The organism is Acinetobacter haemolyticus, from assembly GCF_900406815.1.
Classification (GTDB): Bacteria; Pseudomonadota; Gammaproteobacteria; order Pseudomonadales; family Moraxellaceae; genus Acinetobacter; species Acinetobacter haemolyticus_A.
The window spans coordinates 129,483-153,447 of the sequence record NZ_OVCN01000006.1 but is presented as its reverse complement, the minus strand read 5'-3'; the positions used below and the strand labels follow the sequence as shown (position 1 = coordinate 153,447).

At 38.6% G+C, this 23,965-nt stretch carries 21 protein-coding genes; 14 read left to right on the top strand and 7 right to left on the bottom strand.

Going from position 1 to position 23,965, the window contains the following annotated elements; genetic code table 11:
• Nucleotides 1–25 precede the first annotated feature (25 nt).
• Nucleotides 26–1,282 (top strand): mechanosensitive ion channel family protein, encoded by a 1,257-nt coding sequence (locus tag DK207_RS06010; protein WP_109440382.1) that lies wholly within the window; start codon nucleotides 26–28, stop codon nucleotides 1,280–1,282.
• Nucleotides 1,283–1,421: 139 nt separating this feature from the next.
• Here the strand turns inward: DK207_RS06010 and DK207_RS15755 are convergent, their stop codons facing one another.
• Both DK207_RS15755 and DK207_RS06005 read right to left on the bottom strand, forming a co-directional pair.
• Nucleotides 1,422–1,598, bottom strand: a complete 177-nt coding sequence (locus tag DK207_RS15755; protein WP_162540206.1) for a hypothetical protein — start codon at nucleotides 1,596–1,598, stop codon at nucleotides 1,422–1,424.
• 288 nt (nucleotides 1,599–1,886) lie between these two features.
• Complete coding sequence (locus tag DK207_RS06005) at nucleotides 1,887–3,743, bottom strand: phage capsid protein (RefSeq protein ID WP_109440381.1); 1,857 nt, start codon at nucleotides 3,741–3,743, stop codon at nucleotides 1,887–1,889.
• A gap of 193 nt (nucleotides 3,744–3,936) precedes the next feature.
• Here DK207_RS06005 and DK207_RS06000 point away from each other — a divergent pair, with 193 nt between their 5' ends.
• The 5 genes from DK207_RS06000 to putP all read left to right on the top strand — a co-directional run bounded on the left by DK207_RS06000 (nucleotide 3,937) and on the right by putP (nucleotide 9,916).
• Nucleotides 3,937–5,787: an ABC transporter ATP-binding protein gene (locus DK207_RS06000; RefSeq protein ID WP_109440380.1), complete on the top strand. Its 1,851-nt coding sequence runs from the start codon at nucleotides 3,937–3,939 to the stop codon at nucleotides 5,785–5,787.
• Nucleotides 5,787–6,227, top strand: coding sequence for a MaoC family dehydratase (locus DK207_RS05995; protein WP_109440379.1), 441 nt, complete (start codon nucleotides 5,787–5,789; stop codon nucleotides 6,225–6,227). The genes DK207_RS06000 and DK207_RS05995 overlap by 1 nt, the downstream gene beginning before the upstream one ends.
• A gap of 129 nt (nucleotides 6,228–6,356) precedes the next feature.
• Entirely contained in the window at nucleotides 6,357–7,382 is a 1,026-nt protein-coding gene (locus DK207_RS05990) for an AraC family transcriptional regulator (RefSeq protein WP_109440378.1), read from the top strand.
• A gap of 96 nt (nucleotides 7,383–7,478) precedes the next feature.
• The gene (gcvH, locus tag DK207_RS05985) at nucleotides 7,479–7,853 is read left to right on the top strand and encodes a glycine cleavage system protein GcvH (RefSeq protein ID WP_109440377.1); all 375 of its coding nucleotides are present in this window, start codon (nucleotides 7,479–7,481) and stop codon (nucleotides 7,851–7,853) included.
• A gap of 566 nt (nucleotides 7,854–8,419) precedes the next feature.
• The gene (putP, locus tag DK207_RS05980) at nucleotides 8,420–9,916 is read left to right on the top strand and encodes a sodium/proline symporter PutP (protein ID WP_109440376.1); all 1,497 of its coding nucleotides are present in this window, start codon (nucleotides 8,420–8,422) and stop codon (nucleotides 9,914–9,916) included.
• 44 nt (nucleotides 9,917–9,960) lie between these two features.
• Here the strand turns inward: putP and DK207_RS05975 are convergent, their stop codons facing one another.
• Nucleotides 9,961–10,452 (bottom strand): Lrp/AsnC ligand binding domain-containing protein, encoded by a 492-nt coding sequence (locus tag DK207_RS05975; RefSeq protein WP_109440375.1) that lies wholly within the window; start codon nucleotides 10,450–10,452, stop codon nucleotides 9,961–9,963.
• A gap of 200 nt (nucleotides 10,453–10,652) precedes the next feature.
• Between DK207_RS05975 and putA the strand changes: the two genes are divergently transcribed.
• From putA to DK207_RS05960, 3 genes are all read left to right on the top strand, one after another.
• Nucleotides 10,653–14,417, top strand: coding sequence for a trifunctional transcriptional regulator/proline dehydrogenase/L-glutamate gamma-semialdehyde dehydrogenase (gene putA / locus DK207_RS05970; protein ID WP_109440374.1), 3,765 nt, complete (start codon nucleotides 10,653–10,655; stop codon nucleotides 14,415–14,417).
• A 225-nt stretch (nucleotides 14,418–14,642) separates the two neighbouring features.
• A complete protein-coding gene (trmA, locus tag DK207_RS05965) occupies nucleotides 14,643–15,728 on the top strand; it encodes a tRNA (uridine(54)-C5)-methyltransferase TrmA (RefSeq protein ID WP_109440373.1) in 1,086 nt (361 codons plus the stop codon).
• 248 nt (nucleotides 15,729–15,976) lie between these two features.
• Complete coding sequence (locus DK207_RS05960; RefSeq protein ID WP_109440372.1) at nucleotides 15,977–16,204, top strand: hypothetical protein; 228 nt, start codon at nucleotides 15,977–15,979, stop codon at nucleotides 16,202–16,204.
• Nucleotides 16,205–16,243: 39 nt separating this feature from the next.
• Here the strand turns inward: DK207_RS05960 and DK207_RS05955 are convergent, their stop codons facing one another.
• The gene (locus DK207_RS05955) at nucleotides 16,244–16,978 is read right to left on the bottom strand and encodes a phosphodiester glycosidase family protein (RefSeq protein ID WP_109440371.1); all 735 of its coding nucleotides are present in this window, start codon (nucleotides 16,976–16,978) and stop codon (nucleotides 16,244–16,246) included.
• A 170-nt stretch (nucleotides 16,979–17,148) separates the two neighbouring features.
• On the opposite strand from DK207_RS05955, the gene DK207_RS05950 reads away from it, so the two are divergent.
• The 3 genes from DK207_RS05950 to DK207_RS05940 all read left to right on the top strand — a co-directional run bounded on the left by DK207_RS05950 (nucleotide 17,149) and on the right by DK207_RS05940 (nucleotide 18,771).
• Nucleotides 17,149–17,682, top strand: a complete 534-nt coding sequence (locus tag DK207_RS05950; RefSeq protein WP_109440370.1) for a lecithin retinol acyltransferase family protein — start codon at nucleotides 17,149–17,151, stop codon at nucleotides 17,680–17,682.
• Between the two features lie 260 nt (nucleotides 17,683–17,942).
• A complete protein-coding gene (locus DK207_RS05945) occupies nucleotides 17,943–18,200 on the top strand; it encodes a YjhX family toxin (protein WP_109440369.1) in 258 nt (85 codons plus the stop codon).
• A 64-nt stretch (nucleotides 18,201–18,264) separates the two neighbouring features.
• A complete protein-coding gene (locus DK207_RS05940) occupies nucleotides 18,265–18,771 on the top strand; it encodes a GNAT family N-acetyltransferase (protein ID WP_109440368.1) in 507 nt (168 codons plus the stop codon).
• Between the two features lie 82 nt (nucleotides 18,772–18,853).
• Here the strand turns inward: DK207_RS05940 and DK207_RS05935 are convergent, their stop codons facing one another.
• On the bottom strand, nucleotides 18,854–19,435 hold the full coding sequence (locus DK207_RS05935; protein WP_109440367.1) for a YceI family protein: 582 nt from the start codon (nucleotides 19,433–19,435) through the stop codon (nucleotides 18,854–18,856).
• 264 nt (nucleotides 19,436–19,699) lie between these two features.
• Here DK207_RS05935 and DK207_RS05930 point away from each other — a divergent pair, with 264 nt between their 5' ends.
• Together DK207_RS05930 and DK207_RS05925 are read left to right on the top strand one after the other, a co-directional pair.
• The gene (locus tag DK207_RS05930; protein ID WP_109440366.1) at nucleotides 19,700–20,791 is read left to right on the top strand and encodes a hypothetical protein; all 1,092 of its coding nucleotides are present in this window, start codon (nucleotides 19,700–19,702) and stop codon (nucleotides 20,789–20,791) included.
• A 98-nt stretch (nucleotides 20,792–20,889) separates the two neighbouring features.
• A complete protein-coding gene (locus tag DK207_RS05925; protein WP_109440365.1) occupies nucleotides 20,890–21,297 on the top strand; it encodes an OsmC family protein in 408 nt (135 codons plus the stop codon).
• A gap of 39 nt (nucleotides 21,298–21,336) precedes the next feature.
• Here DK207_RS05925 and DK207_RS05920 read toward each other — a convergent pair whose 3' ends face one another.
• Both DK207_RS05920 and tkt read right to left on the bottom strand, forming a co-directional pair.
• A complete protein-coding gene (locus tag DK207_RS05920; protein WP_109440398.1) occupies nucleotides 21,337–21,870 on the bottom strand; it encodes a DUF3916 domain-containing protein in 534 nt (177 codons plus the stop codon).
• Between the two features lie 72 nt (nucleotides 21,871–21,942).
• Entirely contained in the window at nucleotides 21,943–23,931 is a 1,989-nt protein-coding gene (gene tkt / locus DK207_RS05915) for a transketolase (RefSeq protein WP_109440364.1), read from the bottom strand.
• Nucleotides 23,932–23,965: the final 34 nt, after the last annotated feature.

Here is a 23,965-nt window from a genome sequence, read left to right as displayed (position 1 = left end):
TTAAAGAATTGTAAGGTGTTTGGGTTTGAATTATTTAGATTTTATACGTGAAATAAAAGTTGAGTTGAGTCAATATCCTTGGTTGGAAATGCTCATTGGTTTAACAATTTTAATTCTATTTGCAGCACTCGCAAATTTTGTTGCTAAACGCATCATTGTTCGTGGAATACGACATTTAATTACAAAACTCAAATCACCTAATCAATCTATTTTCGCGCAACATAGTGTTACCCGTCGTTTTGCTAATATTGTTCCAGCAATTGTCATCATGAATGGGATTACCACTGTCCCTCATTTGCCTGAAAAATTGGCTAGTTTTGTGCAAATGGGTGCTCAAGCTTTTATATTCTTAACACTTGCTCTCACTGTGAGTGAAGCACTTAATATTTTTAATCTGATTTATCAACGCAACCCAAAATCAAGAAATAAACCAATCAAGGGGTATTTACAACTTGTTAAGCTCATCCTATTTGTAGTTTGCGGGTTAATGATCCTAGGTACATTCCTTAAAAAAGATGTATTCACCCTCCTTGCTGGCTTTGGTGCGATGGCAGCAGTCCTCATGTTGGTATTTCAAAACACCATTCTTTCACTGGTCGCAAGTGTACAGATTGCCTCTTATGATATGGTTCGTATCGGAGACTGGATCGAAATGCCATCTTTAAATGCCGATGGTGATGTCATTGATATGTCATTACACACTGTGACTGTACAAAACTTCGATAAAACCTATACCACGATTCCTACCAATAAGTTAGTTACAGATACCTTTCGAAATTGGCGTGGCATGAGCAATTCAGGTTGTCGTCGCATGAAACGCTCACTATTCATTGATCAAAGTAGTGTTCATTTCATGAGCGATGAAGAGCAACAAAAACTTAGAGATTTCTTATTATTAGATCAATATTTGGATGCGAAGAAATCAGAAATACAAGAGTTTAATAATCATCTAAGCAATCAATCACAATATAATCAGAGACGCTTAACAAATTTAGGGACTTTTAGAGCTTACGTTGAATTTTACTTGCGCCAGCATAGTGGTATTGCTCAAAACCAAACGATCTTGGTGCGCCAACTACAACCAACAAGTGAAGGCTTACCCCTAGAAATTTATGCATTCACCAATACGATTGCTTGGGCTTCATATGAAGCAATTCAGTCAGATATTTTTGATCATTTAATCGCAATTATTCCAGAATTTGGGTTAAGAATTTATCAAGCACCTTCTGGACATGATTTTCAAAATTTTAACCCTCAAACAGACACTAAGATTCTGACTTAAATTAAATCTTGAAACGGCTTGGGTATTTTCAATCATTCTATGCTGCAAATACTCAAGCCATAAGCGAATTCAATTTACCTAATCTAAATGCATAGGTCTTCTTAATTTTATTTTAAGAGACTTTTAATGTTGAATGATGTTATTTGGTCCACTTAAATAAATTTAAGTTAAACTCAGACACCAATAAGAAAGCTGCAACCATCAAAGCAAACGCAATTGCGATCAGAATGAAATCCGTTGATGGCACCCCCATGACCAAGAAAAAAACACCCGCAATGAACAATAAACAAGCACCCAAATTTCCTACTCTTTTCAACTTTCAACTTCCATGTAAATGTATACCAAGTCACAATTATCTACGTTTTTTGCAAAAAATTCCAGTGTGATTGTCGCCCAATTTTAACCACTTATCCCAACTATCATTATAAATATCAATAAAAAAAGCTGTTAATTCCTCAAAATCAAATCAAAAGATAATTTTTTATTTTATTATTCTCGTTATTATTAATTCATATTGCTCATCAAATCCCATAACAATTAGCTAAAACCCAGATGAAAATACCTCTGGATTTCAAGCTAATTGCGAGGAGATTTAGTAGTGAGGTTATAAGTAAATTTCTGGCGGATAAGGTCTATCGTCACTTATAGGCGTATGATAAACCTGCTCTATAAAAAAGCCTTCAGGTGCTTGTTCAATATCGATTGTGATTGAATCTGACATTATTTGCGGGTATGCCCAAATAAACTGTTTCATCAACCCCAGTACATGATTGTTTTCCATATCACCGAAAATACGTTGCCAAATTGGTGCTTGATACGGTTTAGTGCGATCAAAACCATACAGATGAGCAATGGAAGCATCTGGTACAAAACCTGCTAGGTAGGCAACCTTGTCTGCTGGATAGTTTAAATCTTGGGTCGGAATTTCAGAGATAACCTGATGCGCCAAACTTAATTTAGCTTCTAAAATCCAGTCATATGATTCTGTTGTAAGATAATCAAAATGAGGATAAGCATAATGTTGGCTTGGATAATTTATATCGGTAACCAGCGTTTCTATAGGAGTTCGTATTGTTGGGAAAAAAATTAACGGGCTAACTTTAGCATCTGGATGTTTTAATTTAATCGTAGTGCGAATATTTTGGCATGTTTGACCCAACTTATTTCTCAGCCATGCTTTGAACTCATCATAGGGTGTCCCCGTTTTATGCATAGCTTCATAGATGGTTCCAAAATCAGGTGCGTATAACCCTGTATCCGCATTAAAAGCTAGCTTGGTTGGGAAATCATAGACACACGGCAAATCAGTTCCTTGGTTATACCACCACCACGGCTCTCCAATCTGCATGTTGACCTCACACCCCGCTGCTGCCAGAGTGTCCGAAAACTCAATGAAAACTTTATGTAAATAAGCCATTGCATTTTGATCACATGGGCTAAAAAAATAACTAGGCGGTTCATAACCCGTTCGACCTAGATTACTATGCCAGTCCCGCTGCGCCCAGAACTCATTTGCCGCAAGCGAATACATTTCAAAACTCACCCCAAAGATAGGTTGCATATTTGCTTGATGTAAAGCGTTAGCAAAATACTCATGCCACTTTAGCGCGCATGGATTCACAACGTTTTCATTGCTCATAAGTGTGTCAGGGATCTGCCAAGTATTCAGATCATTGCGCCATTTCATCTCAGGATATTTGGACATACCACAATAATGATTGATCAATCCGTGGTAGCCCAATGCTTTTATATTATCCACCAAGCGCTGAGGGTTTAAATCATAATGATCGTCATAACTGGTGCAAATGCCATGCTGGTGTTGCGCCACGATGACTCGTTGCAAAGCTAATTTTGAGTTTACTCCTGTCGTGATCGAATTAATTACCCGGATATATCCATCCTCAGCTTGTGACAATGGTCGTGTTGAGTGACCGTTATAACTCAACGTAAATGCAGAAAATGAGATGCGTTTAATATCAGTCACTGGAAAAGAATCAGTCGCCGAAAAACCTGCCTTTACCGTATCCCAGTTAATCTGAATATGTGCAGTTCGTGAAGCAGGTTGATCGGCATAATTAAACAATACGATATAAGCAACTTTATCTTGACCTTGCTCATGGTAATGCACAGTCAATGTTGGGGTTAATGTTTCGTTATTTAATGCTGGCATAGAAGCTGATAGCTCAAGATCAAAATCCCAGATCATTCCTGAGTAATCATATTTCGTTTCATAAGCCAAAAACTTATGATCTTTTGCATCATGTGAGTCCCAAACAATTCCAGCAAGATCTGTTGTTGTACGTGATCTAAATACCGCTTCAAAGCCATTTAAGTAATTTGTAATTGCAAAAGACATGATTTGCGGACCATCAATCCGCCAATAAGCTGGATTAAAACGATCAATTTGTGTTGTTTCAATATTTAATTTAGGACTTTGTGAATGATCAGAAAGAAGTTTCATATGTTATTTCTCAAGTATTATTGATAATTATTCATATTAAGGAATAATAGAATTGCGTTTGTTTGATTATCATTAATTACTTTATTTTTCTGCTATCCTATACACCCAAAGCTAAAACTTTATACATACATTTAGATAACAGCACAGTATTTATAGTCATTGAATCTAAGCGCTACGTCTTGAGGAAAAAACAATGCTGAAGTGGTTTGAGAAATTAGTCGATCCATATCCCACCAAAGACTTAAACAAACCATTACCCACCACTTTTTTTGCTTTTGTTTGGCAAGCCACTCAAGGCATACGACCGTATTTATTTTTATTGGTTGCCTGTACAGCTGCCGCTGCATGCTTTGAGGCATTATTCTTTGCTTATATAGGCAAACTTGTCGATTGGCTGAGTAACAGTCAGCCTGATAGCTTCTTCGCAACCAATCAACAAAATCTTACGATTTTAATAAGCATATTATTTGCCAATATTTTCTTTGTTAGTTTACAAGCAATCGTTAAACACCAAGTCCTATTCAGTAATTTTCCAATGCGTATGCGTTGGCGATTTCATAATTTGCTTTTACAACAAAGCTTAGATTTCTTCCATACAGATTTCGCAGGTCGTCTATCAGCTAAAGTCATGCAAACTGCATTGGCTGTCCGAGAATTCTGGATGATTCTCGGTGATATGGTGGTTTATGTTTTCATCTATTTTATCACCATCAGTCTTGTACTCGGTTCGATCTCGCCTGTATTAATTATTCCTCTAATCGTGTGGTTGGCTTTGTTTATTATCATTGCCAGTTATTTTATTCCACGTTTAGGAAAAGTATCTCAAGAACAAGCGGATGCACGTTCAATCATGACTGGACGTGTAACTGATGCTTATACCAATATACAAACAGTAAAATTATTTGCTCATGCGGGACGTGAAAGTCAGTATGCCAAAGAATCAATGCAAGAGTTTATGGTCACCGTCTATAAACAAATGCGTCTTGGCGTTAAATATCAGATTAGTATTCGTTTACTTAGCGCATTTCTATTTATTGGCGTGATTGGAACCTCTGTTTGGTTATGGACACAAGGACAAGCTGCATTAGGTGTTATTGCGGCAACCACGGCAATGGTGCTTAAACTGGATAGTCTGGCTGAATTTATCATGTGGCATGTCACCATGCTGTTTGAGAATGTCGGTACCATTCAGGACGGCATGAAAACTTTAGGTAAACCGATTCAAATTCAAGATAAAAAAGATGCAACAGAATTAAAAGTTGAGCATGGCGAAATTCAGTTTGAAAATGTCTGCTTTGCTTATAATCAGAAAAATGTAATTGATCATTTGAGTTTAACCATAAAACCTGGTGAAAAAATTGGAATAGTCGGTCGTTCTGGGGCTGGAAAATCAACTTTAATCCAATTGCTTCTGCATTTTTACAAGATAAATCAAGGTCGCATCCTCATTGATGGCCAAGATATTAATGATGTAACCCAAGACAGTCTGCGCGCAAATATTGCGTTAGTTACTCAAGATACTTCTTTATTGCATCGCACTGTTGCTGAAAATATAAAATATGGTCGCCCAAATGCAACTGAAGAGGAAATTCAACAAGCAGTAAGAAAAGCCAAAGCAGAAGAGTTTATCCCTCAACTCACCGATCAAAAGGGACGCGTTGGCTTTGATGCCTTCGTTGGTGAGCGAGGTGTTAAGCTTTCAGGCGGTCAACGCCAGCGTATTGCGATTTCACGTGTTTTTCTCAAAGATGCACCCATCTTAATTTTAGATGAAGCAACAAGTGCACTCGACTCTGAGGTCGAAGCGGCAATCCAAAGCAGTTTAAATGACTTAATGGTTGGCAAAACGGTCATTGCAATTGCACATCGATTATCTACTATTGCTCAAATGGATCGTTTGATTGTGTTAGATGAAGGTCGAATTGCTGAACAAGGCACACATGAAGAACTCATTGCAAATGATGGTTTATACGCCCAGCTATGGAAACGCCAAACAGGTGGTTTTTTAGTTGAACAGCGTGTGGTGGCTCAGGATACGGAATAATGTTGTATTTAGAAGATTTGAATATTGGTGATCGTTTCATTAGTCGTGAATATGAAATGACACTCGAAGAAATTAAACAATTTGCAAGTCAATACGACCCACAATCTTTTCATCTTGATGAACAAGCCGCTGCACAACACACTATTTTTCAAGGTCTAGCAGCAAGTGGATGGCATACCTCTGCCGTTACGATGCGCTTATGGACTGAATGTTTTCCAATTGCAGGCGGTTTATTAGGGACTGAATCAAGTCTACGTTGGCCTCGACCAACTCGCGCAGGTGATAAAATCCATGTTGAAGTTGAAATAACTGCAATTGTCCCCTCTAAAACCAAACTTGATCGTGGTATTGTGAGTTACGTCACACAAGCTTTGAACCAAAACGGCGATGTGTTATTAATATCTACCACGAAAGTGCTGGTATTTAGAAAACCAACTTAATGTTTCGGATGAGCAATGACCCGTTTGTCCAACAATTTTTATGATTGATTATTTTATTTCATGTAAAGATGATTAAGACTTTAATGTTTAAAAGATATTGGCAAAATTGATGAGCGCCACGGAAAGCAGATGAAAACAACTTCAACTCGTCAAGATCAAGGTATACCAGGCGTCTATGGCTTATTGCTATTAGATGTTGTTTCTCGTTGGGGATATAACGATGAAACTTTATTCGCTCCATTTCATTTAACGAGCGAACAATTGGCTGATCCGAATTATCGAATCCCTACACCCATTGCGAATGAATTGGTGAAACATGCATTGCGTCTGACAGGTGAAAGTACTTTGGGCTTCCATCTCGGAACCCAAATGCGTATTTCAATTCACGGATTTATTGGCTACGCCATTATGACAGCGCATGATATTACAGATGCAATTGCGCTCGCCAGTCGGTTCATTCAATTACGTTTACCATTTTTACAATTGTACTTCTCAACCTTCGGTCCAAAAGCCACCCTACAATTGCAATGTGATATTGAGGTTGAGCCTTTACGCACTGAGATCATTTTAGGCTTAACGATTGGTATCATGACCATGGCAAAAGCCCTAACAGGAATTGAAGATTTAAAAGGCGAAGTTGACCTGGATTTTCCTGAACCTGTAGGTTTTGAAAAATATAAAGATAAATTAAATAGTACGATTCGTTTTAATCAACCTCACCTTATTTCAAGTTTTGACAAAAAATATCTCGGCTTAAAAATGGTGAATGCCGATCCGATCGCCAGTCAAATCGCGATTAATCAGTGTGAAACTGAATTATCAGCGCTGGGTGAAAGACGTCGTTTGGCGATGCGAGTACGTGATATTTTGACGAACTCAGAACAGCATTACTTGAGTATCGAAAATGTAGCGGAACGATTGCATATGTCTGATCGAACCCTAAAACGTCAATTGGCAGCTGAAGGCACATCATTCTCAACATTAGTGGATGAAGTCCGTTATCGTCATGCCACATCGCTCCTTTCTCGTACAGATTATAGTCTAGAACAAATTGCTGACGAGTTAGGTTATTCGGATGTTGCCAATTTCAGCCGTGCATTTAAGCGCTGGAGTGGTCGTAGCCCAAGTAACTGGCGTAAAGATCCATATTTATAATTTTCTAAATGGCTTCATTGATCGATGCTTTTGTTTTTATTGAAAAACCTGTATAAAGCTAGAAAAAATGATACGATGAATTGTTAAGGAGTTGTCATGAATCATCCAGCGGATTTGAAATATGCGCGTACGCATGAATGGGTAAGAGTCGAAGGTGACTTGGTTGTAACGGGAATTACTGACCATGCACAAGATGAGTTGGGTGATTTAGTCTATGTTGAAACCCCTGAGGTTGGCAGTAAAGTTACTGCAACTGAACAAGCAGGTATTGTTGAATCTGTAAAAACAGCTTCTGATATTCATGCACCTGTTTCAGGTACAGTGGTTGAAGTGAATGTAGATCTTGAAGATGATCCTGATTTCGTCAATGAAGAACCTTATGGCAAAGGTTGGATTTATAAAATCAAACCAGACAATATGGCTGATGTCGAAAAACTTTTATCCAATAGTGAATATGAATCGGGTTTATAATTTTATATAAATCTGAGCTAAGCCCAACTTATATGAGTTGGGCTTTTTATATTTATAGATGGCGAACTCAAACAAAAGTCCAAAAACATGAATTCATCTTATCTTAAAATTTCCTCTAGAATCGAATTTTCTTAATTTTCAAGCAAAATTAATCAGCATATAAATCCTACCTCATCGACTCATTAACTTACCAAAAGCACTCGATTGAGCACTTAAAAAATTAGTATACATTTGTATTTTTAATCATTTTTCAAACAAATTACTCATTTTTGCTTTCAGAAAAACCAACACTTGTCATTGTGAGCAGCAATTTCATATCGAAAAAGGATATTTCTAGACTTTTTAATGCTCAAATAATGAGTGATTTTCAAATAAAAAAATTAATATTCATATACTTAATTAAAGTTACACAAAACACACAATATAAATACATAAAAATAACAGTAATTCAAAAAACATTCATGCTTGAATCTGTGACCTTATCAGTCTTATTAGAATAGTAAATCAATTTTTGGCTATTCAGATGGGATTGTACCGTTATGGATATATAAGGATAAGCATCCATTATGAATTTCTCTAATCCCACTGTTGTTGTGTTCGTGGTGTATATTACCGCCATGTTGGGTATAGGTCTGTACGCCTATTTTTCTACCAAAAGTCTTGATGATTATATTCTTGGAGGACGTAGTTTAGGCAGTTTTGTCACCGCTTTATCCGCTGGTGCATCCGACATGAGTGGTTGGTTACTCATGGGTTTACCTGGCGCGATTTACTTAGCTGGACTGTCTGAATCATGGATCGCTATCGGCTTGATTATTGGTGCATGGCTCAACTGGTATTTGGTTGCAGGACGGTTACGTGTACATACCGAAGTGCAGAATAATGCCCTCACCCTACCTGACTATTTCACCGGTCGTTTCGATGATCAGAAAAAAATCTTACGCGTAACATCCGCTTTGATTATTTTGGTCTTCTTCGCGATTTATTGTGCTTCTGGCATGGTCGCTGGTGCACGTTTGTTTGAAACCTTATTCGAAATCCCTTATGGCACAGCATTGATGCTCGGCGCATTCGCAACCATTGGTTATGTGTGTATTGGCGGATTTTTAGCAATCAGCTGGACGGATACTTTCCAAGCAGCCTTGATGATTTTTGCGTTGTTGCTCCTTCCAATCATCACTTACCTCTCGTTGGATGCAGGTGCTGCAGAATTTGCTGCTTTAGTAGAAACTGCTCGCCCACATGCTTATGATTTTGCTTCAAATTTAAGTCTGGTTGCGATTCTTTCAGCAGCTGCATGGGGCTTAGGCTATTTTGGTCAACCTCATATTTTGGTTCGCTTCATGGCGGCTGATTCAGTGAAATCTATCCCTGCTGCTCGTCGTATCGGCATGACCTGGATGATTTTATGTTTAGCAGGTGCTGTTGGTTCAGGTTTTGTTGGTATCGCGTATTTCCAGCAACATCCAGAACTTGCAGCTGCAGTTACTGCTAACCCTGAAACCGTGTTCATGGAATTGACTAAAATTCTATTCAATCCTTGGGTTGTTGGTATCATCCTCGCTGCAATTCTATCTGCGGTCATGAGTACCTTGAGTTGCCAACTGTTGGTGTGTTCAAGTGCCTTAACCGAAGATTTGTACAAAGGCATTATCCGTAAAAATGCCTCTCAAAAAGAGTTAGTTTGGATCGGTCGTGGCATGGTACTTGTGGTTGCAATGCTCGCGTTATTCCTTGCTCAAAATCCAGAAAGTAAAGTTCTTGGTTTAGTTGCTTATGCTTGGGCAGGTTTTGGTGCTGCATTTGGTCCATTGATTATTCTTTCATTGTTCTGGAAACGCATGACGCTAAACGGCGCATTGACAGGCATGATCGTTGGTGCTGTAACTGTTATCGTTTGGAAAAACTTCTTTGGCGATACAGGCATTTATGAAATCATCCCTGGTTTTGTATTTGCATTCATCAGCATTGTGGTTGTCAGCTTACTTGGTAAAGCGCCAAATGCGAATGTTACAAGTCGCTTTGAACAAGCTGATGAAATCTATGCACGTGAAATGAAATAATTCTTTCAATAAAATTTAAGGGGCTTTCGAGCCCCTTTTTTTGTTTAGTATTTTGCACGTGATTTAATCTTGATTTTAGAGCTATCTTTTACAACCTGCATTACCGGATAGCTCCGCGTTTCTTTCACACCCGGCAGTTGCCATAGGATTTGCCCTGCTATTCGGCGAAACTCTTCCATACCTGCACTACGCAATTTAATTAGAAAATCAAATCCTCCACTCACCATATGGCATTCCACAATTTCTGGATGTTGTGTAACAGCATCAATAAAATCATCCAAAACATGGGGTGTGGTTTTATCTAAAAGTACTTCGACAAACACTAAAAAATTTGCATTCAGCTTATTCGGATTAAGCTTTGCTTCATAACCGAGAATAAATTCATCCTTTGTCAGCTTTTGCACACGCGCCATCACCGCCGTCGGAGAAAGGTTCACTAATTCAGCTAACTTACTGTTTGATATTCTCCCATCTGTTTGAAGAATATCCAGAATTTTCAAATCAGTTCGATCTAAAGTATAAATTGGGCTATCCAACAGAATTTTCCTCTAAAAAATGGTCGAAATATAGTGAGTTATACGGGTTTTATTCTGTAATGATAAATTATCTAAACCTCTCTACTCAATAGAGATAGAGTCTATTGGTATTTTATTTGTTAACTGCGTTGCAAGCTACAATTGCATCAGGCAAGGCATCAAGTACCGATAGAACTTCAAGATTGTTATCGGAATTTAGCATGAATACTTTGGATACCCGCCTAGACATGGACACGACTCAAAACACCGGTGCTTATATCACCGAATTTAAAGAAAAAAGTGAGTTTGAGCAACGCATTAATACTGCTTGGCGACGTGCAGAACCTGAATCAGTGGCAGAACTTACTGAAGCTGCCAATATCTCCCCTGATCTTGATCAAAAAATTTATGAACTCGCTTTTAACCTAGCAAACAATTTACGTGAGCGTAAAAGCTCAGCTGGTAAAGCGGGTATCGTTCAAGGTCTACTTCAAGAGTTTTCACTTTCATCACAAGAAGGTGTTGCACTGATGTGTTTGGCAGAAGCATTGCTTCGTATTCCAGATACAGCAACACGTGATTTATTGATTCGTGACAAAATCAATCAAGGTAACTGGAAAGACCATGTCGGTCAAAGTAACCTGATGTTTGTCAATGCTGCTGCTTGGGGCTTGATGCTCACAGGCAAACTGATGGAAACACCAAAGCAAACGAGTTTATCAAGCGTTTTAACAGGTCTTTTGGCACGTAGTGGTCGCGGCATCATTCGTAAAGCAGTTGATGTAGCAATGCGTATGATGGGCGAACAGTTTGTAACTGGCGAAACCATCGAAGAAGCACTTGAACATGCAAAACCACTTGAGCACAAGGGTTTCCGTTATTCATATGACATGTTAGGTGAAGCGGCGCTTACCGAACATGATGCTGAACGTTACTATAACGACTACACTCAGGCAATTCATGCCATTGGTAAGGCATCAAATGGTCGTGGCGTCTATGACGGTCCAGGTATCTCAATTAAGCTTTCCGCTTTGCACCCGCGTTACCAACGTGCCCAAATCGACCGTGTACATCATGAACTTTACAACAAAGTATTTGAACTTGCTTGCTTGGCAAAACAGTATGACATTGGTTTGAATATTGATGCTGAAGAATCTGAGCGTTTAGAAATTTCACTCGAATTACTTGAACGCTTATGCTTCGAACCAAAACTTGCCAACTGGAAAGGAATTGGTTTCGTTATTCAGGCTTACCAAAAACGTTGTTTCTATGTGGTTGATTACATCGTTGATCTTGCTAAGCGTAGTAAGAAACGCTTAATGATTCGTTTGGTAAAAGGTGCGTATTGGGATAGCGAAATCAAAAAGGCTCAAATTGATGGCATGACTGATTACCCTGTGTTTACGCGTAAAGTACACACCGATTTGTCATACATCGCTTGTGCGAAAAAACTACTTGCTGCTCCAGACCAAGTGTATCCGCAATTTGCAACACACAATGCGCAGTCACTTGCGACGATCTACAATTTAGCTGATCCAAGCAAATACTATCCTGGTCAATATGAGTTCCAATGCTTACACGGTATGGGTGAGCCTCTGTACGAGCAAGTCGTAGGTTCTAAAGAAGACAACAAACTCGGTATCCCTTGTCGTGTTTACGCGCCTGTAGGTAACCATGAAACATTGTTGGCTTATCTAGTCCGCCGTTTGCTTGAGAATGGAGCTAACACTTCATTTGTGAACCGTATTGCAGACAAAACATTGAAAGTTGATGATTTAATTCAGTCACCGATCAAAGACATTCAAACTGCTGCAAAAGAAGAAGGTCAGCTCGGGTTAAAACACCCTGCAATTCCTCTTCCACATGATTTATATCCATTGCGTCCAAACTCAAATGGTTTTGATCTCAATAATGACACGCCACTTGCTGATCTAAACGCAACAGCACAACAACTTCGCAATCATGTATGGAAAAGTGCACCGTTACTTGGATTTGAATCAACAGTTCATGATCAAAGTAATGCTATTGCAATTACAAACCCTGCACAAAATAGCGAAATTGTGGGCTATGTAAATGAGGCAACAAGTGCTGATGTACAACTTGCTTTAGAAGCAGCGATACAAGCTGAGCAAAGCTGGGCTGCGACAGATAAAGTTGATCGTGCTGCTTGTTTAAAACGTGCTGCTGATTTGATGGAAGCACGCATTCAAGAGCTTATGGTTTTACTTTGCCGTGAAAGTGGTAAGACTTATGCCAATGCGATTGCAGAAGTACGTGAAGCAGTAGATTTCTTACGTTACTACGCAACTCAAATTGAGAACTTACCTGTAAATGCACAAGTTAAACCTTTGGGAACTGTACTTTGTATTAGCCCATGGAACTTCCCTCTTGCAATTTTCTCTGGTCAGATTGCAGCAGCATTAGTAAGCGGTAACTGTGTGATTGCAAAACCAGCTGAACAAACACCTCTTATTGCAGCTCAAGCAGTTCAAATACTTTGGGAAGCAGGTGTACCGCACGGTGCCGTTCAACTTGTTCCAGGTCGCGGTGAAACTGTTGGTGCTCAACTCAGCCAAGATGATCGCATTCAAGGCATCATGTTCACAGGCTCGACAGAAGTTGCGAAAATTTTGCAAAAAACTGTCGCAAAACGTTTGTCACCAAATGGTCAACCGATTCCGTTGATTGCGGAAACTGGTGGTCAAAATGCGATGATCGTGGACTCTTCAGCTTTAACGGAACAAGTCGTATTAGACGTGGTAAGTTCTGCATTTGACAGCGCTGGTCAACGTTGCTCTGCTCTTCGTATCTTGTGTGTGCAAGAAGATAGTGCTGCAACAGTCATCAAAATGTTGAAAGGTGCGATGCAACAGTTGATCGTTGGCAACCCTGCGATCTTAAAAACTGACATTGGTCCTGTAATCGATACTGAAGCAAAACAAACCATTGATAATCACATTCAAAAGATGAAATCTAAAGGCCACCCTGTTCATCAATTGATGTTCAACGATGCGGCAAGCCAACAGGCACTTGCTCAAGGGACTTTTGTTCCACCGACAGCGATTGAATTACCAAACCTCGATGACCTTGAGCGTGAAGTATTTGGTCCTGTATTGCACATCATCACTTATAAGTATGGTGAACTTGAGCAATTGATCGATCGTATTAATGCCAAAGGTTATGGTCTAACTATGGGTCTACATACCCGTATCGATGAAACCATCAACACCGTAATCCAACGTGCTGAGGTAGGTAACTTATATATCAACCGTAATATCGTCGGTGCAGTGGTAGGCGTACAACCATTTGGTGGTGAAGGCTTGTCTGGTACAGGTCCTAAAGCTGGCGGTCCGCTTTATATGTACCGTTTGATGGAGCATTGTTCTGAGAAAGTATTGGCTACACCATTTGCGGTGAAAGCTGAAATCTCTCAGTTTGATGCAGTATCAAATGTTGCTTATCAAAGCTTGTTGACTTGGGCTAAACAAAACATGGCTCAGGCAGTACCAACGACTCCAGCATTTGGTGTAGGTAAATTCTACGAGTTGCAAGGCCCTACTGGCGAAAGCAATCAGTACATTATCCTGCCGCGTCATCGTGTGCTTTCGATTGCCAATGACGATGCTAGTCAGCTTCAACAATTGCTTGCGATTTTCGCTGTCAGCAGTACAGCGGCGGTATTGAAAGACAATGCATTCTTGGTAAAACATAAAGCGTCTTTACCGAAAGATGTTTTAGATGCAATCACTGTGATCTCAAGTGTTGAAAAAGATGCCTTTGATGCCGTGCTTCATCATGGTTCTGTTGAACAATTGCAAGATTTGCAAACTAAAGTTGCTGCCCGTTCAGGCGCGATTGTTGGCATTACTCAACTGCAAGCCAATGAGCAAATTCCTTTAGAGCGCCTTGTGATTGAGCGTGCAATCAGTGTGAATACTGCTGCAGCTGGTGGTAACGCAAGCTTGATGACTTTATCTGAAGATTAATTTCAGTAAATTTATAGGCTTTCTCTCCCACCCGAATCATGTTTACATGGTTCGGGTTTTATTACTTTCTAGACTTAAATACCGTAAATTAAAAGCAGAATTTATCCAACGAGTGTTGGATACGAATAATAATATTAAATAAATGAAAATCACAATTTCCCTGCACCCCGTGCAGCTTTTTTGTTACCATTCCCGTTTAGATTTCACCTGTAGTTTTCTTTATATATGACTGTATCTTATCAACAGCAACTTCAAGAGAAAGTTGAACGAATTACCGCACAATTTGCACCGTTCAATCCCCCTGCCTTAGAAGTATTTCAATCACCTGAACAACATTTTCGTATGCGCGCCGAATTTCGTCTTTGGCATACTGAGGATGATCTGTTCTATGCCATGTTTGAACGCGCTGAAGATGGTAAACAAAAAACAGTTGTCCGTATCGATGACTTTCCAATTGCTGACCACAGTATTAACGCGTTGATGCCACGTTTATTAGAAGAATTAAAAGCAGTACCCATTCTTTCTGAACGTATCTTTGAAGCTGACTTTCTCGCGACCTTAAGCGGAGAAATGCTCGTTACACTCATCTATCATCGTCGATTAGAGGCAGAATGGGAAACTGCAGCGAAGGCACTGGCTGAGAAATTAAATATTAAAATTATGGGTCGCAGCCGTGGTCAAAAAGTCATTGTCGGTGATGACTATGTTGTTGAACAACTTAATGTTCACGGACGCATATTTAAATACAAACAAATCGAAAGTAGCTTTACCCAACCAAATGCACAAGTTTGCCAACACATGCTTGAATGGGCATGTGACGCGGCAGCTAACTCACAAAAAGATTTATTAGAATTATATTGTGGTAATGGTAACTTCACCCTACCACTATCCTTAAAATTTAATCGTGTTCTTGCAACAGAACTCGCAAAAAGTTCAGTCAATGCAGCACAATGGAATATTGAACAAAATCAGATTGAGAATATTCAAGTCGCACGTCTTTCTGCAGAAGAATTTACTCAAGCTTATCAAGGTGAACGTGAATTCAGACGCTTAAAAGAAGCAAATATAGACATTCAAAGCTACCAGTTTGATACGATTTTTGTTGATCCACCACGTGCAGGTATTGATGACGCGACCTTGGCACTTATGCAAGGATTTGAACGGATTATCTATATATCATGTAACCCTGACACACTGCATGATAATTTAAAAACCTTGACGCAAACACATCGCATCAGCAAGTTTGCGTTATTCGATCAATTCCCGTTTACGCACCATATTGAGTCAGGTGTTTTGCTCGAAAAGATTTAAACAAATTATGTCAATGTAACATTAGAAATTAAAGAGAATTTTAACTCTTTAATTTCTAATCATTTTTAAAAATGAAAAATATTATTCTTTAAATATCAAGTCATAACACTGTCATATTTTCGTTGATCTCATCGATTATCATCGGAAAAATTAGAGTTCAACTGTTGCTTTTATCACTGTTTCTGGCTTGTATTTTATTTTAGATTGATTATATTTCGATCTATGTTAAACCGAATATGAAAGGCTCTATGAGTTTTTGGGAAAAACTGTTCTCTGCTGATCAACAGCACAATGAACATAAAAATCAAATTGCTTGCGTCGAAAATGATTGCTCATGTAAAACAAACGAACAATTGTTAGAAGCTCTCGTTAAAGCAAGAGATGAAGACGTGATTAAGGGCATCAAAAAGGTTCTGATTTCTCGAGGCTACAGCCGTAAAGAACTTCTAGAAATGATCAAGCCACCAATTCAATAAAATAAAAACCGAATTCCTTTCCTGTAAAGGGATTCGGTACTATCTACATTTAACACTCCTCACACCCGCCACAATTGGTCCTAGATTCATCAAAGAATCATGTTGTTGTGTCTCGGTAGAATATAAGCTCGAAATAGAACCATCAAGATATAAGGCATTCTCTACGGACAGTTGTTGTTTGAAAAATTGTGCAAACTGATAAAAACTCACACCTTGTTGTGATATGACGAAATACAATGTATTGCCCTTGATTCCCACACCATTACGAATTTTCAAAGAATTCGAGTTGGGTGAAAACTTAGGATTTATTTTTCTATCGTAAATCAGCATAGGACCTGACTGGGTCGCATATATCGCATCAAAGCGTTGCTGCTTATATTCAGATGTTGTTTTTATGATTGCTTGTTTTTGGTTCCAAGCCAACACCCCATTGGGCTGCATAAAGAAGTTTCCAAAACCGCTATTTTCATTTAATGCAACTATTTCCTTTCCAGATTCGATATATAAGCCTACTGGCTGAAAATCGGGATGATACATGCCGGCATTCATGGCAAAGTCTAAATGCTCACACTTTTGTAGCTCACCTCGAATATTAGAAAACTTATGATAATAACGATTGGTTTTTGGACTTTTTAAATAGAGCTTTAATGCGCTAAAATCTTGCACCTCGACTACGCTATAATTAATTTCTTCAAATTGATAAACTTGATGTTGCATCGCAAAAACATTTTGCATTGCCAATATACCGATTAATAACAGAAAACCAGCTTTCATACATGTCTCTATCTTCAATAAATATAATTTTCTTGATCCACACTCAATATAACGCAAAAGCCTTGATACAATCTCCAAACATATTCAAGTCAATCACACCATAAAGGTACTCGATAGATTCTATATTTTTGATTAGAATACAATTGTAAATACAAAGACCTTGTATCCGCATGCAGCAAAAACACCAACGCTTTCCTCTCGGCGCGCATCTCATTGTGAAACATTTTGGCTACAGCCATCATGGAATTTATGCAGGTCGTGGACGTGTGATCCATTACTCTGGTTTTGCTCATATTTTTAAAAAGCACCCGATTGAAATGACTACGCTTCAGCGTTTTGCTCGTGGTAAGCCGATTTACATTCGACATTACCCCTCACCTCGATATAAAGCAAAAGTGGTCGTAAAGCGCATGCGCTCTCGTATGCATGAAAATAACTATCATCTAATTATCAATAATTGCGAGCACCTCTGTACTTGGGCAATCACAGGCATTGAGTCCAGTACCCAAGTTGAGCGTATGCAGCGAAGACTGACAACGATTGGTTATGTAAGCTCAATTATGAGCTATATGAATAGCCTTATGCTTACAGTTGCAACAGCCTGCTTTGCGATTGCGTTATACATCAAACTCATGCTGAAAAAGCAAGCAAAGAAGCCTATTCCAATCTACTTACAACTTAAAGAAAAAAATTCGAAAAAATAGTAGTCCAGCTTGTATCGAAAACGGGTTTTTCAACCATAGGGTATATTCACATAGATATTTACTTCTATTATCAGCTTCTATAAAATGCTCCCATTCGGTACATTTCGTATCAATCTACTTCTCATCGAGGATTTTATGTTGGAGATAGCAGTAATCTGATAATCGTATTTCAATAGCATATTGAAATGGGTTATCGACGCGATTTTATTGGCTTTTAAAAAGCTTAACTTTGCTTATGATTACTAATATCTGGATACAACATGAACCTATCTAAGTCCGAACAAAGGACACTACACGTCTTAGCTAAAGGCGGAAAAATCGTAAAAATCCGTAATGACGCTGGTCAAACTATCGCTGTAGAGTGTTACAGCCGAGAAGGTTTCTTGCTGTCTGATTGTAGTCTTGAAACTTTTAACAAGTTAAAAAAGAAGAAACTGATCAAATCACTGAATGGACAGCCCTATCAAATAAATTTACACGGGCTTAGATCAGTACGCCCACAATTAGACAATCGTTAATACAAAACCATTGATCGAACAAATTCGTGACATTTTAGATTAAGACACTCAAGAGAAAATGAATATGAATCTAATCATTCGTGATGAAAATCCAACCGATATGAATGCTATTTTTGGTTTAACTCGATTAGCTTTTGAACGTGAGGAATATTCGAGTCACACCGAGCAGTTTATTGTAAATGCGTTAAGAGACTCCAATCAATTAACACTTTCACTGGTCGCTGAAAGCGATAATCAGATTATCGGGCATATCGCATTCTCGCCTGTGCAAATATCAGACGCTACCACTGGCTGGTATGGTTTAGGGCCAGTTTCCGTACTACCTGAGTTTCAGGGTAAAGGTATTGGAGCGAAGTTAATACATGCTGGTCTTGAAGCATTAAAAGACCTAGACGCTTTGGGCTGTGTATTGCTTGGAGATCCTAAATATTATGGTCGATTTGGATTTAAAGCAGATCCAAAACTAATTCTGGATGGTGTGCCTGCTGAATATTTTCAAATTCTGCCTTTTTATGATCATACACCAACTGGGAAAGTTACATATTCGGATGCATTCAATGCGACAGAATAATCGAGCTAAGCATTAAAATTTTTCTTCATCAAAAGCAAAAAAGCTCAGGTATTCACCTGAGCTTTTTATTATCTGTTAGATATTACTTAGCCGCAGTTGCTTCAGTTGTAATATTTACAGTGATCTTGTCACCAACATTTGGAACATAATTTCCAATACCAAATGCTGAACGATCAAATGAAGTAGTTGCGTTAAAACCAATGGCAGGAACTTTTGCCATCGGATGCTCACCTTGTTTATTTAATACCGCATCCAAGACCACAGGCTTGGTCACACCTTTAACAGTCAAATCACCTGTAATTTTGAAGTGCTTTTTATCTTTAGTTTCTACTTTAGTACTTTTAAAAGTGATGTTTGGATATTTTGCAGCATTAAACCAAGCTTCTTCTTGAAATTCTTTATCGAGCGCAACAACATTTGTATTTACGCTACTTACTGGAATTGTCACATTTACTGAAGAATTTTCTGGCTTTGCATTATCGACTTTAATCACACCTTGAATATCAGTGAAATTTGCACTTGGTGTAGAAAAACCGAAATGGTCCCAGTTAAAAACTGTGGCTGTATGCGTTGGATCAATTTTGTAGTCAACAGCCTTTGCTTGTACAAGCGTTGAACCTAATGCTAAACATACACCTAGAGATAAAGTTTGTAATTTGTTCATGACATCCTCGAATCATTTTTTCAAATTTCATTGATTGTAGTAGAAAAGTGTAGGAATAAACTGCGGTTGATTTATGACACAGTGTTTTATTTTTGCAACGACTAGTGAGAAATAAAGATCATTAAATTACACAAATGACAATAAAGCATAACTCACATAAATTCGAGCTATACAAAACTTATCATTTCTTAACCGTGGTTTTTAGCAATCAATGTTATAAAAATTAATCACCTTTAAAAAATTTATTCATTTAGAGGAAATATTATGAATTTACAACAAGTATTTGATCAATTAAACACAATTCAAGCCAATCCAGCCATCAGCGTTTTTGTTCCAACACATCGTACTTTTCCAGATAACCAGCAAGATGCAATTGCTTTAAAAAATTCACTGAAAGAATTAGAAACTCGCTTATCCGAAACCCATGATAAACGTGAGGTTCAGACGCGTTTGGAACACATAGAGAAAGAGCTTGCTGAGCATGACCACAATTATAACCTTGATACTTTAGCAATCTTTTCAACACCCGAAAGTACTCAAATTTTCAACTTTCCTTTTAAGGTGAAACCACGGGTCATTATCGATCAGCATTTTGCTACACGTGATCTGCTCCGTGAGTTGAACAGTTCTGTTCATTATTACATGGTCATTGTGTCAAGAATGCAAGGACGATTATTCGAAGTATTTAACGACCAACTCGTTCATGAATTTAATCAAGATGACGAACTGCAAGAGCTAGAATTTCCAGTAGAAAATACCCATCTTTATACAACCAGTTCAAATGATCGCTCTAATGCAACCAAAGAAGAAAACTATATTAAAGAGTTTCTAAATCGTGTGGATAAAAGCGTTCAAGAAATCTATAACAAAAATCCTTTACCTATGATTGTTGTGGGTGATGAACGTACAGTCTCTTTTTATCAACAAGTCTGTGACAATCCAAATGCCATTGTAGCGACCGTAACGAACAGTACAAATTTAGAAGCAGAAGCACGTCTGATTATCGAAGAAGCGCAAGAGCAAGTGAATTTGTACCGAAACAAATTACAACAAGTGGCTCAAACTGAAATCAACCAAGCCAAAAGTCAAAATTTATTAATTGAGGATTTATCATCAATTTATCGTGCTGCTAATGAAGGTCGCCTTGACCAAATCTTTATTAAAAAAGGTTACATTCAACCCGCGAATATTGATTCGGTGACTTCTACTGTTGAGCTTGATACGGGTACAACTACAACTGATGATATTGTGGATGATATATTATCCATAGTCATCCAGCATGGTGGTAAAGCTCACTTCTTAGATGCTGAGTTTTTAGATCATAATGCAAATTTATTAGCTAAAGCACGCTTTTAAAATAGATTGAAAATAAGGGCTTTAATGTGCTTATTTTCATCCAATCCCTAACACTTTTGAGATATGCTCAATTATTTACATGATCAATAAGGTAAATCATGACTCATCCTGTACAAGCTGAAAGCACATCGACTCCTTTTCGAGTAACACTAACTGATTCATCTGGTCATACCTGGTATGCAGATGAGCCAGCCGATAAAGGTGGTCAAGATACTGCACCCAACCCAGTTCAGCTTTTGCTTTCAGCTTTAGGCGCTTGCACTACCATTACCTTGGAAATGTATGCAAAGCATAAAGGAATTAAGCTTGACCATGTTCAAGTTGATTTAAGCTTAAACCCAAATGGTCAACCTGAATCAGGTCATAATACTATCGAACGTAAAATTCTCTTAAAAGGTGAATTTACCGAAGATCAGCATAAGCGCTTATTAAAAGTAGCGGAAAGTTGCCCGATTCATAAATTATTAACGTCAAATATTTCGATTCAGACTGAGCTGAAAATTTGAAATCACTTTAAATGAGTCTCTTTTTTGAGACTCCTTTATTTAAATTTCAATAAATAACCACCGATCAGCTATATAATTCTCTGCTTCATCCTCTAGGTCGGTATAACGGATTTGTACCCCTCGTTCATACATATGCTCAGGAATTTGTAGTCCCCAACTTTTGGATAAACTTAGCTCGTCTGTTATAAGATATTGGGGATCATAGGAACCCGCCGAGACAGTATGAACATTAAAATAATCTTCATCCAGATATAAGCAAATCTCACTAGCAAACATATCTGGTTGTTCAATCATACAGACCACTTTACAGAATTTTAGTCCTTGCGGTTTTGCTTCAATTAAATACTGACAAGCATTGATCAGGTATTGAGCACATTCTGCTTTGATTTCTTGGCTTGCATGCTTACCCTCAACGAGATTTATAGGAACAGGTATTTTCCAATTATAGTATCGCTCTTCGTACCCCTCTAAATCAGGGAAATATCCTTTAAAACTTTCACTCCAAAGCCTAAGATTCCTTAATTTACGTGGAATCCCCCGTTCTTTTTTATTTGATAATGCAAATCGTCTCATTTTTATATTCCATTTAATCATCATAAAAAAAGCGCCCTGAATCAGGACGCTTTTTTATACCACTTAATTCAATTAAGCAGTCAATTCTTTAACCGCAGCCACAACTGCTTCAGTGGTAATACCGAAGAACTGGAACAAGTCTTTCGCTGGAGCAGACTCACCATAAGTGGTCATACCGATCACTTTGCCGTCTAAACCAACAAACTTCCACCAATAATCCACATGAGCCGCTTCAACCGCTACGCGAGCACGGATGTGTGCAGGCAGTACCGCTTCACGATATGTAGCATCTTGCTTCATGAACTCTTCCGCACATGGCATAGACACAACACGCACACCTTCAAGTTGTGCATACGCTTCCATTGCCAATGAAACTTCTGAACCTGTCGCAATGATGATTGCTTTCAAATCACCTTTTTCTTCAGCAAGTACATAACCACCTTTCGCAACGTTTTGAATTTGATCTTCACTACGTGTTTGGAATGGCAAGTTTTGACGAGAGAAAATTAATGCTGTTGGACCTTCTTTACGTTGTAATGCAGATTTCCAAGAAATCGCAGCTTCAACTGTGTCACATGGGCGCCAAGTATTTAAATTTGGTGTTCCACGTAATGATGCAATTTGCTCAACTGGTTGATGCGTTGGACCATCTTCACCTAAACCGATCGAGTCATGGGTATATACATGAATCACACGTTGCTTCATTAATGCAGACATACGTACTGCATTACGCGCATACTCCATAAACATCAAGAATGTTGCAACGTAAGGAACAAAACCACCGTGTAAAGCTACACCATTCGCAATTGCAGTCATGCCGAATTCACGAACACCGTAATACACATAGTTGCCCGCAGGGTTTTCTTGAACGCCTTGGCAACCTTTCCAAAGTGTTAAATTAGAGCCTGCTAAGTCAGCTGAACCGCCCAATAATTCTGGAAGCAATGGACCAAAAGCTTGTAATGTGTTTTGGCTCGCTTTACGTGTTGCAATTGTTTCAGCTTTTGCATTCGTTTCAGCGATGAATGCATCTGCTTGTGCAGCAAATTCAGCAGGCAAATCACCATTGATACGGCGTAATAACTCCGCTGCTTCAGTTGGATATTTTGCTTGATATTGAGCAAACAATTCATTCCACGCTGCTTCAGCTGTTTGACCTTTGGCTTTTGCATCCCAAGCTGCATACACATCTTCAGGAACAACAAATGCGTCTTCATTCCAACCCAATGCTTCACGAGTCAAAACAATTTCGTCTTTACCTAGTGGCGCACCGTGGCAATCTTCTTTACCTTGTTTATTCGGTGAACCAAGACCAATAATCGTTTTACAAATAATAATGGTAGGTTTGTTTGTTTCTGCTTTTGCTTCATTCGTTGCTTGGCGAATTGCATCAGCATCATGACCATCTACACGAAGTACTTGCCAACCATATGCTTTGAAACGTTGTTCAGTATCATCACTGAACCAGCCTTCAACTTCACCATCAATCGAAATACCATTGTCGTCATAGTAAACAACGAGCTTACCAAGACCTAAAGTCCCTGCAAGCGAACATGCTTCATGGGAAATACCTTCCATCAAGCAGCCATCACCCAAGAAACAATAAGTGAAGTGATCAACAATCTTTAAGTCGTCTTTATTGAACTGAGCAGCTAAAGTTTTTTCAGCTAAAGCAAAACCCACTGCATTGGCAATACCCTGACCTAAAGGACCAGTTGTTGTTTCAATACCAGGTGCATAACCTAATTCTGGATGACCTGGAGTTTTAGAATGTAATTGACGGAATTGTTTTAAATCTTCAATAGACAAATCATAGCCCGTCAAATGTAACAATGCATATTGCAACATAGAGCCATGACCATTTGACAATACGAAACGGTCACGGTTCGCCCATTGAGGGTTTGTCGGGTTATGATTTAAAAATTCGCGCCAAACTACGTCAGCGATATCTGCCATCCCCATTGGAGCACCAGGATGCCCTGAGTTTGCTTGTTGCACAGCATCCATAGCCAAGACACGAATTGCGTTTGCAATACGACGTTCATTTAAAGGGGTTGTCATAAGTCAGAATCCGATTAAATCAATAAGATGAGAG